This window comes from Flavobacterium erigeronis, assembly GCF_054075165.1.
Genome location: NZ_JBSKGP010000009.1, coordinates 257,197 through 270,238, shown reverse-complemented (window position 1 = coordinate 270,238; position 13,042 = coordinate 257,197). Strand labels below are relative to the sequence as shown.

Sequence of the window (13,042 nt, the reverse complement as noted above, 5' to 3'; positions counted from 1 at the left end):
AAAAACAAATCATAATGAAAATTGCGCTTTTAGGATACGGAAAAATGGGTAAAGTAATCGAAAGAATTGCTTTAGAAAGAGGTCACGAAATAGTTTTAAAGAAAGATGAATTTAACACCTATGACGGACTTGCAACAGCCGATGTTGCGATCGATTTCAGCGTTCCATCAGCAGCCGTTAGCAATATTTCTGCATCTTTTAATGCTAATGTACCTGTAGTATCAGGAACAACTGGATGGCTAGAACATTATGACGAGATGATTGCGCTTTGCAATGAGAAAAAAGGAGGATTCATTTCCAGTTCAAATTTCAGCTTAGGAGTAAATATTTTCTTCGGACTAAATGAATATTTAGCTAAAATCATGAAGCAATTCGATTCTTATAAAGTTTCGATGGAAGAAATTCACCACATTCACAAATTGGACGCTCCAAGCGGAACAGCAATTTCTTTGGCTCAGGGTGTAATTGAAAACAGCAATTACAAAAACTGGACTTTAGATGACGCTAAAGCAAACGAGATTCGTATTGAAGCAAAAAGAATTGGAGAAGTACCTGGAACTCACACTGTAAATTACGATTCTGCAATTGACAGCATCGAAATCAAACATACTGCTCATAACCGCGAAGGATTTGCTCTTGGTGCCGTTATTGCAGCAGAATGGCTAGCAGGAAAGCAGGGAATTTTCTCTATGAAAGACGTTTTAAACTTACAATAAATCGACTAAAATTCTGGATGTCTAAATCTTGAATTTAAAACTTAAAATACAATATTATGTCACTATACTCTTGGTTCGTATTTTTCTTAGCAGTACAAATTATCCATTTCTTAGGAACTTGGAAATTATATCAAGCAGCTGGAAGAAAAAGCTGGGAAGCTGCTGTTCCGGTTTACAATTCTATCGTATTAATGAAAATTATTGGCCGTCCGACGTGGTGGACCATTTTGCTTTTTATTCCGATTATCAACTTGATCATGTTTCCTGTTGTTTGGGTAGAAACCTTAAGAACATTTGGCAAAAGATCTACTTTAGACACTATTCTTGGTCTTTTTACTTTAGGATTTTACATTTACTATGTAAACTACACCCAAAAGTTAGAGTATCGTAAAGATCGCAGCTTAACTCCTGAAAATAAAACAGCAGACACTATCAGCTCTTTATTGTTTGCTATTATTGTTGCTACTTTAGTGCATACTTATGTAGTACAGCCTTATACCATTCCAACATCATCTTTAGAAAAATCTTTATTGATTGGTGATTTCTTATTTGTGAGCAAATTAAACTACGGTCCTAGAGTTCCAATGACAACAGTTGCATTGCCAATGGTTCATGACTCTATTCCATTAACAAAAAGCAAATCATATTTAAGCTGGCCACAATTACCTTATTTGAGACTTCCAGCTATCCAGAAAATAAAACGTTGCGATATTGTCGTCTTTAACTGGCCTGTCGATACGGTTCATTATTTCTTCGAACCTAAAGGAAGACCGGGCGTTATTAAACCAATAGACAAAAAATCAAATTACGTAAAAAGATGTGTGGGTATTCCTGGAGACAGTTTAGCTATTAAAGATGGCTTTGTTTTCATTAACGGAAAAAAATTAGTTTTACCAGAAAGAGCTAAACCGCAATATTCTTACGCTGTAGCATTAGACGGAAAAACACCGATTGACTTTGAAACTATTTTCAAAGAATTAGATATTACAGATCCTGCAGGTTTCAGAACCGAAAAAAGAGATACACTTTACTTAGGCGCTTTAACAGAAGCTGGAGCTGAAAGATTTAAAAACACTCCTGGAGTTACTGCAGTAATACGTAAAATTGATACACAGGATGACGATAGAATTTTCCCGCATATCAATAAATGGAGCCAAGACAATATGGGGCCTATTTACATTCCAGAAGCTGGAAAAACAGTTGCATTAACAAACGAATCACTTCCTTTTTATAAAGAAATCATCACAAATTATGAAGGAAATACGTTAGAGTTACAAGGTTCTAAATTCTTGATTAACGGAAAACCAACCACTACATACACTTTCAAACAAAACTATTACTGGATGATGGGAGACAACCGTCATAACTCAGAAGATAGCCGTTACTGGGGTTATGTTCCAGAAAATCATATCGTAGGGAAACCAGTATTCATTTGGATGAGCTGGGACACTAACGGAAAAGGCATCAATAAAATTCGCTGGAACCGAGTATTTACAACTGTAGATGGCGAAGGTCAGCCTCACTCTTACTTTAAATATTTCTTAATACTTCTTGCTATTTATTTCGTAGGAGATTTTATCTGGAAAAAAAGAAGAGAGAATAAAGCATAAAAAATAATGTTATTTTTGTTTCAGGTTTCACGTTTCAAGTTCGCATAGAACCTGAAATCTGAAACCTGAAACTTTTTAAACACAAATACTCATGAATTCCTTAATACTGCCAACTTATTTCCCATCTATCAGTCATTTTGCTGTAATAGCGCAATCTGAAAGTATTACTTTTGAAATGGAAGATAATTTTCAGAAACAGACCAATAGAAACAGAACGTATATCTATAGTCCAAACGGAATTCAATTATTAAATATTCCCGTTAAGCATTCTAAAGAAGCGCATCAAAAGACTAAAGACATTTTGATCGAAAATGAATTTGATTGGCAGAAACAGCATTTTAAATCGCTTGAGGCAGCTTATAGAAGTTCTCCATTCTTCGAGTACTTTGAAGATGATATTGCTCCTATTTTCGAAAAAAAACACCAATTTTTAATGGATTTAAATTTCGAAGTTTTGGATGTTGTTACTAAATGCCTTCGAATGAAATTTGATTTTGGAAAAACGACTGAATATTTTCACGAAGTGGCTGATTTTACCGATTTCAGATATTTAGCAAATGGTAAAAAAGACGCCAATTCTTTTGAGAAATACACTCAAGTCTTTGATGACAAACATGGCTTTATCAACAATTTAAGTGTTTTAGATTTACTTTTTAACGAAGGTAAATTTGCAATGGATTATTTAAAAACGCAAAAAATAGTATAATCCAATCTTCATTTTTAGGAATTTAAAGATTGGTATTTGGAATTTGGAATTTGGAATTTGCGATTTGGAATTTGCGATTTGGAATTTGCGATTTGGAATTTTAAAATTTAGATTTTTAGCTTTTTATTCCATCGAAAGCCTTGTCATAATCGGATAGTGATCTGAATTTTCAAAATCAGAAAAGCTTTCAAATTGTTTTACTTTCATTTTACTGTCTGTAAAAATGAAGTCAATTCTTGCTGGATAATATTTGAATTTATAAGTAGCTCCAAAACCTTCTCCCGCTTCTTCAAAAGCATCTTTTTGCTTTCCTTTAATACTTCGGTATACATACGAAAACGGACTGTTATTCATATCTCCGCATATAATAAACGGAGTTTTACACTGCTTAATATTTTCTTTAAAAATTTCAGCCTGTTCTTGCTGCTGCTTGAATCCTTTACTTATTCTAGCATAGATACGTTGCGATTTCTTTTGGTTTACATTATCAATATCATCAGAAATCTCACTCACATCGGGAGATATTTTAATAGACTGCAAGTGCATATTATAAACACGAATAACATCTTTTCCGCGCTTTATATCAGCATATACTACATTATTATCCGACTTTGGAAAAATAATTTTACCCTCATTTATTATAGGAAATTTTGAAAAAATAGCCTGCCCTGTTTTAATCTTTTTACCGTCAATAAAAATATAACGATGCGGATATACTTTTAAATCTAAATGTGCAGAATTAGAATATTCTTGAATACATAAAATATCCGGATCTTTTTCGTCAATAAATCCTTTAATATTTTCTGGAATATCATCACGGTCCAGCCATTTAAAAACATTAAAAAGTCGGACATTATAACTCATTACAGAAAAGTCTTTTTCGTCTTTGACATATTCTTTAGCAGAAAATTTATAAAATTTACTGATGAATGTAATTCCTGTCAGCAAAACCAAACCAGACAAAATGAGGCGTTTTTTAAACTGAATTCCCCAATAGACAAAAAACAATACGTTTGCCACAAAAAATGCTGGCATAAACAGCGTAAGCACCGATAAAAGCGGAAAACTTTTAGGTGCTAAGAAAGGTAAAACATAAACGCTAAATGTAAGCACAGTCAGCACTATGTTCAAAAAGAACATTATTTTATTAAACCAAGAAAGGTTTTTCATATTTATTTCCTACAAGTTTATTTTCCAGCTTTAAATAAAAACTCTTTTTCTTCTTTTGTCAGACAATCGTATCCCGACTGGCTTATTTTGTCTAAAATTTCATCAATCTGCTGTTGCGTTTTATCTTTCGTAACAATTCTTGATGTCGTTTTTTCTGTAGGTTTTTTGTAATTTTTATGAACTTTTGTGAATGGGGTCTTAGGAGATTTTCTAAAAAGATTTACAAAGAAATCTAATGTTTTAGAAACAATGATACTTAAATCAGTACCGTTTTGAAGCAGTTTTATATAAATAAATCCAAAAAATGCTCCCGCTAAATGCGAAATATGTCCGCCCATATTTCCGAGACGAAACTGCATTAAATCTAAAATTATAATAACCGCTGTGATATGCCAAAGCTTTACATTTCCGAACAGAAACAAACGAACGTTCATCAAAGGAGAATAGGTCGTTGCTGCCACCAAAATAGCCATTATAGCAGCAGATGCGCCAACAATTGAACCGCTTATATTAGAAAAATAAAAACTCAGAGCAAAAGCTACTCCAGCAAAAAGAGCACTTAAAAGATATAATCCTAAATATTGCTTTTGGGTGAAATAGGTTAAAAATAAAGTGCTGGCAAAATTAAGCACCATCATATTGAACAACAGATGAAAAAATCCGTCGTGAAAAAAAGCGTACGTTAAAAAAGTCCAAGGCTTAAACATAAAAACCTGAGGATCTGATGACAATGCCAGCCAACTTGGAAAAGCAAACTGACCATTTGAATAATTATAGAAGAAAATAAGCGAGACAATAAAACAGGCAATATTCCAGTACATCACTCGCATGGCAATACCGCCCAATCTATACTGCAATTTTAAATCATCAAGAATATTCATAGAAACTCTTTTGTTTTAGAATTTGTACTTTAAAGTTAAAAATTAATTCCAACGGTTGTTATTAAACTGATTTTTTTTCCAGTATAACATCATTAAAAAACCTGCAATTGCACCACCAACGTGTGCAAAATGCGCAATTCCAGTTCCTCCGCTTCCAAATAAAGAACTTCCTTTAAAACCTAAAAATAAGTCAATAGCTAAAATTCCAGGAACAAAATATTTTGCCTTAATTGGAACAGGAATAAACAACAATGCCAATCCTGCGTTTGGAAACATAAATGCAAAAGCGGTTAACAAACCATATATTGCACCAGAAGCCCCTAAAACAGGCGATTGCATAATAGAACTCGCTTGCGCTAATGAATTGAATTGCTCTTGCGTGCAATGTGCTTTGTTTAAAATAGTCGCTATTTCTCCTTGAATCATTTTTCCGTTGGCATCAAATAACGCTGAATAGTCTGCATTCAAGATCATATGCATTTCAGCTTTTGACAAATTCAAATCAGATACCGAACTTAATAGCGACTGAATCTGAAAATAATTTACTCCCGTATGAAGCAATGCTGCTCCAAGTCCGCAAGAAATATAAAAAAACAAGAATTTTTTTCCACCCCAGAAATGTTCCAATGCCGAACCAAAACTGTACAAAGCAAACATATTAAACAAAATATGCGCAAAGTTTGGCAGTGGCGCGTGCATAAACATATGCGTAATAATCTGCCAGATTCTGAAATGATCACTTTCAGGATAATACAGCATCAAATAGTCATATGAAATTGGAACTATCTGAGATCCAATAAAGAATATTATATTTATAATTAGCAGTTGTTTAACTACTGGAGTCATATTCATCATAAAGCAAACTTTTTATCTATATCTTCAACACGCATCGTGATGAAGGTAGGTTTTTGAAAAGGTGAAATATTCGGATCTTTACAAGCAAACAAACCGTTTACTAAGTTATCTTGCTCTTTTTCGGTTAAATAAGATCCTGTTTTAACCGCTAAACTTTTGGCCATTGATTTGGCAATTGTATCATTCTGACTGTAACTGTTTGCCGGAATTCCGTCCTGCAAATCGCTCAGCAATTGTTCTATAACTTGAGAGACTTCACTTTCTGTAATATTTACTGGAATCCCAGAAATGACAACATGATCTGTTTTACTTTCATCAAAAACAAATCCGGTTGTTGCTAATGAAGGTTTTAATTCTTCAATCAATTTCATTTCGCTTGACGAATAAAACAAATCTAATGGAAACAGCAATTGCTGGCTAGAAGCTTGATTTACGGTCATATTCAGCAAAAATTGTTCGTACAAAATACGCTGATGTGCACGCTGCTGATCAACAATTATCATTCCTGATTTAATAGGCGAAACAATATATTTCTTATGAATCTGATACGTTTTCTGAGTTGCTTGTTCTACTTCTTCATCATCAAATAAAGAAGAGGTTACTTCCTCGTTTTCGAATGTAAATGGAGAACTTTCTATGCTTTCTGGATTTTCGACATCTAGACCAACATATAAACTTTCCCAGCTTGCAGTTGGTTCTACTCTTTTAGAATAACCCGAATAAGATGATCCAGAAGAGGAAGATCCTGATGAAGACGAAAATGATGAACCCGAACTATATCCCGATGATCCAGAACCAGCTTTACTATAATGCTGATTCGTTTTATCATCTGTAAAAGGATTAAAAGTTCCGTCTACCTGAATAGTTGGCACTTCTGCTTCAACATCTTTGTAATGATAGGGCGTATCTAAATTGGCATCTCTATCAAAATCTAAAACTGGAGCTACATTAAATTGCCCTAAACTATGCTTGATAGAGGCTCTTAAAATAGCATATAAAGCCTGTTCGTCATCAAATTTAATTTCTGTTTTGGTTGGATGTATGTTGATATCAATTGTATTTGGCGGAACTTGCAGATACAAGAAATAACTTGGCTGAGAACCATCTTTCAGCAATCCGTCGTAAGCAGACATTACCGCATGATGAAGAAAACTGCTTTTTATAAATCGATCGTTTACAAAAAAGAATTGTTCTCCCCTATTTTTCTTAGCAAATTCAGGCTTGCATACAAAACCTTGAACATTTATAATTTCTGTGTCCTCGTTTACCGGAACTAATTTTTCATTTGTTTTTCCAGACATAATACCAACAATTCTCTGGCGGTATCCTGCTGACGGAAGATTATACATCTCGCTGCCGTTATGGTAAAAACTAAAATGAATGTTAGGATGCGCCAACGCTACACGCTGAAACTCATCCATAACATGTCGAAATTCAACCGTATCTGACTTTAAGAAATTACGGCGAGCGGGAATATTAAAAAATAAGTTTTTAACCGCAAATGAAGTTCCTTTTGGTAAAACCGCCACTTCTTGCGAAACAAATTTACTTCCTTCAATTACAATATGCGTACCTAACTCATCCTGATCCTGTTTGGTTTTCATTTCCATGTGAGCAATTGCCGCAATAGAAGCCAAAGCCTCTCCGCGGAATCCTTTTGTTCCCAACGAAAACAAATCTTCTGCCTGACGGATTTTGGAAGTAGCATGACGGGCAAAACACAAACGCGCATCGGTAACGGTCATTCCAACACCATTATCGATAACTTGAACTAGCGATTTACCAGCATCTTTTATAATTAATTTAATATCAGTTGCTTTGGCATCAACAGCATTTTCTAACAATTCTTTTACGACTGAAGCTGGTCTTTGAACCACCTCTCCAGCAGCAATTTGGTTAGCAACGTGATCAGGAAGCAATTGAATAATACTCGACATTAAGCAAAAATAATTTTAAAGTTTAGATTCGGTTTTTATAAACCAAGAAGTACAAATTTAGTGAATTTTGGTTGGCTTTTAGAATAAGAATAATCATAAAAAAAACAAAAAAACCTATACCGTTATTACACAGTATAGGTTTTAATCTTATTAAAACAAATGTGTCTTATTCGTTTTCTATTTTTCTTGGAGAATCTTCAATTTGAAGCGCTCCTGAAGACAATAATGGCTGATTAAAAACATGTGCTATTGAAGCCTGCTGGCGAATGTACGCCATTTTGATTGCTGCAATTGCTGCTTCTGTTCCTTTGTTTCCATGAACTCCCCCGCTTCTGTCAATTGACTGCTGCATATTATTATCTGTTAAAACACAGAAAATAACTGGGATATCAGTTTGCACATTTAGATCTTTAATTCCTTGTGTCACACCTTCACAAACAAAGTCGAAGTGTTTTGTTTCTCCTTGAATTACGCATCCAATTACGATAACGGCATCAACATTTTGTGTCTGAAGCATTTTTTTAGCTCCGTAAATCAGCTCAAAACTTCCTGGAACATTCCAACGGATAATTTGCTGAGCAGGAACATCACAATCAACTAAAGCATCAAAAGCGCCATTATAAAGTCCTTCTGTTATAGTATCATTCCATTCAGAAACAACAATCCCAAACCGAAAGTCTTTCGCGTTTGGGATTGTGTTTTTATCGTATTCTGATAGATTTTTATTTTCAGTAGCCATCTGTTATATTTTAGATTTTTGATTTTTGATTCTAGATTATTAATTACAAATCTACAATCTTAAATCTAAAGTCTAAAATTTTTATTGCGCTAATCCGATCAAAGCATCAACTTGTGCTGCTTCTGGAGTACTGTCGTAATTATCTTTAATGTCATTGAAATATTTCAATGCATCTTCTTTTTGTCCTAAAGCTAAAGCAGTTTTTCCTGCTTTTAACAAGAAACGAGGCGTTGTAAAATCGTTTTTGTTAGACTCAGCAGCTTTTACATAAAAATCTAAAGCTTCTTTTTGCTGATTTTTTTGAGAGTAAGCATCTCCTGTAGCACCTTTTGCTAAAGCAGTTAAAACTACATCTTCAGATTTGAATTCACCTAAATATTTAATTGCCTCATCAAATTTACCAGTATTTAAGTAAGCAATACCAGCATAGTAATTTGCTAAGTTTCCAGCATCTGTTCCAGAATATTCGTCAGCGATTTTGATAAATCCGAATTTACCTTCAGAACCATTTAATGATAATTTGAATAATGAATCGCTAGAAACACCGTTTACTGCTTTTTCGAAGTTTTGCTGAGCAACAAACATTTCACTTGCAGCTTCTTCTTGTTTAGGAGTAGCAATAAATTTTTGGTAAGCCAAATATCCAATTGTAGCAACTGCAATACCAGCAACTAAACCAATAATGATTTTTTGATTTTTAGCCACCCAATCCTCAGTTTTTGAAGCCGTTTCATCTAATTTTGAGAAAACTCCAGCTGTTGTGCTATCTTTTTCATCAATAACTACTTGTTGCTCTTCAGTAACCTCTTTAACTTCCTTTTCTTTTGGTGTCTTATATCCTCTTTTATTGTAAGTTGCCATTTAAAATTTATTTAGTGAACGGCAAAAATAAAATTTTTATTGAAATTGACGTAAAAAATTTCAATTTTATCACTATTTTAAAAGAAATATTTTGCAATTGCTTTTTTGCTTCCGCGAAAGCGTAAAAAACAAATCAACTCAAAACCACGGCATACCCATTTACAACAGCACTTTTGGGATAATTGTAGCACTAAATTACAATCCTCTTTTTGTATGTAAGAAACGGAAGATTTTGAATTGAATTTCTAAAACTATTAAACTTCTTTAAGAATCTTCCTTTTTGTACCTTTGTGCTTTCTTTCAAAAATGCATTTAAACAAAATCTCTTTATTTAATTACAAAAACTTTTCTGAAGCAAATTTTGATTTCGACATCAAAATCAACTGTTTTGTGGGTAAAAATGGCATTGGAAAAACCAATGTGCTTGATGCCATTTACCATTTGGCTTATGGAAAAAGTTATTTTAATCCTCTTGCTGTTCAAAACATCAAACACGGCGAAGAATTTTTTGTGATTGATGCCGAACTAGAAAAAAATGAGAGAACCGAACAGATTGTTTGCAGTTTAAAAAAAGGCCAGAAAAAAGTTTTAAAACGAAACGGAAAACCTTACGATAAATTCTCAGATCATATCGGATTTATTCCGCTAGTTATTATTTCGCCGGCAGATCGCGATTTGATTATTGAAGGAAGCGAAACACGCCGTAAATTTATGGACAGTGTGATTTCGCAGTTAGACTCCACTTATCTGCACGAATTAATACAATATCAAAAGGTAATTACACAGCGAAATGCGCTTTTAAAATATTTTGCTCTGAATCATGTTTTTGACAACGACACCTTATCTATATATAATGAGCAGCTGCAAGGTTACGGAAAATCGATTTTTGAAAAGCGAAAAGATTTTCTTGAGCAGTTTATACCTATATTTAATAAACATCATCACGAAATAACAGGTTCTGAAGAAAGTGTGCAGCTGGTTTACGAAAGTCATTTGTTCGAAAAAGATCTTCTGACGCTTTTACAGGAAAATATCAATAAAGATCGAGCGCTTCACTACACAACTGTTGGAACTCATAAAGATGATTTGTCTTTTGAAATTGATTCGCATCCGATAAAAAAATTCGGATCTCAGGGGCAGCAGAAATCTTTTCTGATTGCTTTAAAACTGGCTCAATTTGAATTCCTCAAAAAACAAAGCGGTGTAAAACCAATTCTTTTGTTTGATGATATTTTTGACAAACTGGACGAAACACGTGTTGCCAAAATCATAGAAATGGTAAACAGCGAAACGTTTGGACAGCTTTTTATTTCTGACACTCATCCAGAAAGAACCGAAGCAATTGTAAAATCGACGCATCAGAGTTATAAGATATTTAATCTATAAAGCTTTTGTTTGCCACGAATTACACGAATTTACGCTAATTAACTTTACGCATTTTATTTTAGCCACAGATTGAGAGGTTTTACCACAAATTACACAGATTTTCACAAATTATTTTTTGGCTCAGAATAGAGGATTGTAATGATTAAAAATCTGTGCGCATCTATGAATCTGTAGATACACTGGTTAGAAATTAATTTGCGAAAATCTGTGTAATTTGCGGTTAAAATCTTTGCGACAACATTTTAGCCACAGATTGAAAGGGATAAAATTTGTGTTAATTTGTGAAATTCGTGGCAAAAAACAATTCGTGGCAAACTTTCTTTTAAGAAATCAGTAAATTAGCAAAAAACATTAACTGCAATAAACAATCAAGAAATATGCTAACGAAAGAATCATTGCAATTTTTAGACGATTTAAAAAAGAACAATAATCGTGAATGGTTTCAAGAAAATAAAAAGAGATACGAGGTTTTTAAGAAAGACTACCATCAATTGGTAAGTGATTTTTTAGATGCCATGAAACCGCTTGATCCTTCATTGGAATTGCTTGAAGTTAAAAACTGTACTTTCAGAATTAATCGCGATATCCGTTTTTCTAAAGACAAATCACCTTACAAGGCGCATTTGGGCGTTTGGATGTCAGCGGGTGCAAAAGGCGCAAATCGTTCTGGTTATTACGTTCACATCGAAAAAGGCGCGAGTTTTATTGCTGGAGGATTTTATTCGCCTGAAGCGGAAGATTTAAAGAAAGTCCGTAAAGAAATTGCTTTTTTCTACGATGATTTACAAGAAATTCTAAATGATAAAAATTTCAAAAAGGAATTCGGAAATTTAGACATAAACGAAAACAATTCGCTTAAAAGCATGCCACGCGGTTACGAAAAAGACCATCCGGCAATTGAGTTTTTAAAACTAAAAAGCTTTACAGCAACTCAAAAATATGATATTTCTGAAGTTACACAGAAAGACTTCGTTTCCAAAATGAGTAAAAAGCTAATCGCTTTGAAACCATTAAACGAATTCATCAACCGCGCTTTGGAAACTGACGAATTTTAGAGATAAAAAAAATCGCCACAAATTCACGAATTATTCAAAATTAATTCGTGAATTCGCAGCGAAAAACTTTTATAATGAAAAGGAAAATACTTTTTCTTGGAGAATCTTATCGCGCCGATGCTATAACCTGGATGAAAGGTTTAAAGGAATTTGGCGATTTTGAAATCATAACTTGGGAACTTCAAACTTCAAATAATCATAGATTCAAGCGTATTTTAGAGTACTTCTCTGCTCCTCTTTCTATTCGAAAAATCATTAAAAAAGAAAAACCAGATATGGTAATTGCAGAAAGAACGACCAGTTACGGTTTTCTTGCAGCATTATCAGGATCCAAAACCATTGCAATTGCACAGCAAGGCCGAACCGATTTATGGCCTGAAAATTCTGTTTTATATCCTTTTAAAAAATTCATTCAGAAATATGCTTTCAAAAAAGCACATTTAATTCACGCTTGGGGTCCAGTAATGGCAATTCATATGAAAGCAACTGGCGTAGATATGAACAAAGTTTTAGTTCTCCCTAAAGGAATTGATCTATCTCTTTTTAGTCCTTCGACTAATAATTCAAATAAAATTGAAGCAATTGTAACGCGTTCGCTTCAACCAGAATACCGACACGATTCTATTTTAAAATCTTTCGGAATTTTAAATCAGAAAGGAATTGACTTCTCACTGACAATTGTCGGCGATGGAAATAGATTGCAGTTTTTGAAAAATTTAGCAACAGAACTTCAAATCGAAAATAAAGTGATTTTTACAGGAAGGATTCCGAATACTGAACTTCCAAAATTATTGCAACAATCTAATATTTACATCAGCATGCCGATTACAGAAGGCGTTTCTGCTTCTTTGTTCGAGGCTATGGCTTGCAATTGTTTTCCCATAGTTTCTGATATTCCAGGAAATCAAAGCTGGATTACACATCGTGAAAACGGACAGTTGATTGAAATTGATAATATCGAAATGTTAGCTGAAGAATTGATTTGGTCTTTCGAAAATCCTGAATTACGAAATGAAGCCATTATTCAAAATAGAAAATTTGTGGAGGAAAATGCTAATTATGATATTAATATGAAGGTTATCTCAGAGAAATATCATGGATTATTGAACTCTCGAAACCATTAAAA

The 13,042-nt window shown here is 33.6% G+C and carries 12 protein-coding genes; 6 read left to right on the top strand and 6 right to left on the bottom strand.

Annotation, left to right across the window (positions count from 1 at the left end):
• Positions 1–14 precede the first annotated feature (14 nt).
• The 3 genes from dapB to ACWA1F_RS18535 all read left to right on the top strand — a co-directional run bounded on the left by dapB (position 15) and on the right by ACWA1F_RS18535 (position 3,032).
• Positions 15–716: a 4-hydroxy-tetrahydrodipicolinate reductase gene (gene dapB / locus ACWA1F_RS18545; protein WP_456895816.1), complete on the top strand. Its 702-nt coding sequence runs from the start codon at positions 15–17 to the stop codon at positions 714–716.
• Between the two features lie 56 nt (positions 717–772).
• Complete coding sequence (gene lepB / locus ACWA1F_RS18540) at positions 773–2,326, top strand: signal peptidase I (RefSeq protein WP_306159220.1); 1,554 nt, start codon at positions 773–775, stop codon at positions 2,324–2,326.
• Between the two features lie 91 nt (positions 2,327–2,417).
• Positions 2,418–3,032 carry a WbqC family protein gene (locus tag ACWA1F_RS18535; protein ID WP_456895814.1) on the top strand — a complete coding sequence of 205 codons (615 nt, stop codon included), beginning with the start codon at positions 2,418–2,420 and terminating at the stop codon, positions 3,030–3,032.
• Positions 3,033–3,155: 123 nt separating this feature from the next.
• On the opposite strand, the gene ACWA1F_RS18530 is transcribed toward ACWA1F_RS18535, so the two are convergent.
• The 6 genes from ACWA1F_RS18530 to ACWA1F_RS18505 form a co-directional block, all read right to left on the bottom strand.
• Positions 3,156–4,202 carry an endonuclease/exonuclease/phosphatase family protein gene (locus ACWA1F_RS18530; RefSeq protein ID WP_456895812.1) on the bottom strand — a complete coding sequence of 349 codons (1,047 nt, stop codon included), beginning with the start codon at positions 4,200–4,202 and terminating at the stop codon, positions 3,156–3,158.
• Between the two features lie 17 nt (positions 4,203–4,219).
• Complete coding sequence (locus ACWA1F_RS18525) at positions 4,220–5,083, bottom strand: rhomboid family intramembrane serine protease (protein WP_456895810.1); 864 nt, start codon at positions 5,081–5,083, stop codon at positions 4,220–4,222.
• 42 nt (positions 5,084–5,125) lie between these two features.
• Positions 5,126–5,938, bottom strand: a complete 813-nt coding sequence (locus ACWA1F_RS18520; RefSeq protein ID WP_306159237.1) for a rhomboid family intramembrane serine protease — start codon at positions 5,936–5,938, stop codon at positions 5,126–5,128.
• On the bottom strand, positions 5,935–7,875 hold the full coding sequence (mutL, locus tag ACWA1F_RS18515) for a DNA mismatch repair endonuclease MutL (RefSeq protein ID WP_456895807.1): 1,941 nt from the start codon (positions 7,873–7,875) through the stop codon (positions 5,935–5,937). The genes ACWA1F_RS18520 and mutL overlap by 4 nt, the downstream gene beginning before the upstream one ends.
• Before the next feature lie 166 nt (positions 7,876–8,041).
• Complete coding sequence (gene ribH / locus ACWA1F_RS18510; protein ID WP_456895805.1) at positions 8,042–8,614, bottom strand: 6,7-dimethyl-8-ribityllumazine synthase; 573 nt, start codon at positions 8,612–8,614, stop codon at positions 8,042–8,044.
• Between the two features lie 81 nt (positions 8,615–8,695).
• On the bottom strand, positions 8,696–9,475 hold the full coding sequence (locus ACWA1F_RS18505; protein ID WP_306159243.1) for a tetratricopeptide repeat protein: 780 nt from the start codon (positions 9,473–9,475) through the stop codon (positions 8,696–8,698).
• A 306-nt stretch (positions 9,476–9,781) separates the two neighbouring features.
• Here ACWA1F_RS18505 and recF point away from each other — a divergent pair, with 306 nt between their 5' ends.
• From recF to ACWA1F_RS18490, 3 genes are all read left to right on the top strand, one after another.
• On the top strand, positions 9,782–10,861 hold the full coding sequence (recF, locus tag ACWA1F_RS18500; protein ID WP_456895803.1) for a DNA replication/repair protein RecF: 1,080 nt from the start codon (positions 9,782–9,784) through the stop codon (positions 10,859–10,861).
• 377 nt (positions 10,862–11,238) lie between these two features.
• On the top strand, positions 11,239–11,916 hold the full coding sequence (locus ACWA1F_RS18495; RefSeq protein WP_456895801.1) for a DUF2461 domain-containing protein: 678 nt from the start codon (positions 11,239–11,241) through the stop codon (positions 11,914–11,916).
• 74 nt (positions 11,917–11,990) lie between these two features.
• Positions 11,991–13,040 carry a glycosyltransferase gene (locus ACWA1F_RS18490; RefSeq protein WP_456895799.1) on the top strand — a complete coding sequence of 350 codons (1,050 nt, stop codon included), beginning with the start codon at positions 11,991–11,993 and terminating at the stop codon, positions 13,038–13,040.
• The last annotated feature ends 2 nt before the right edge of the window (positions 13,041–13,042 follow it).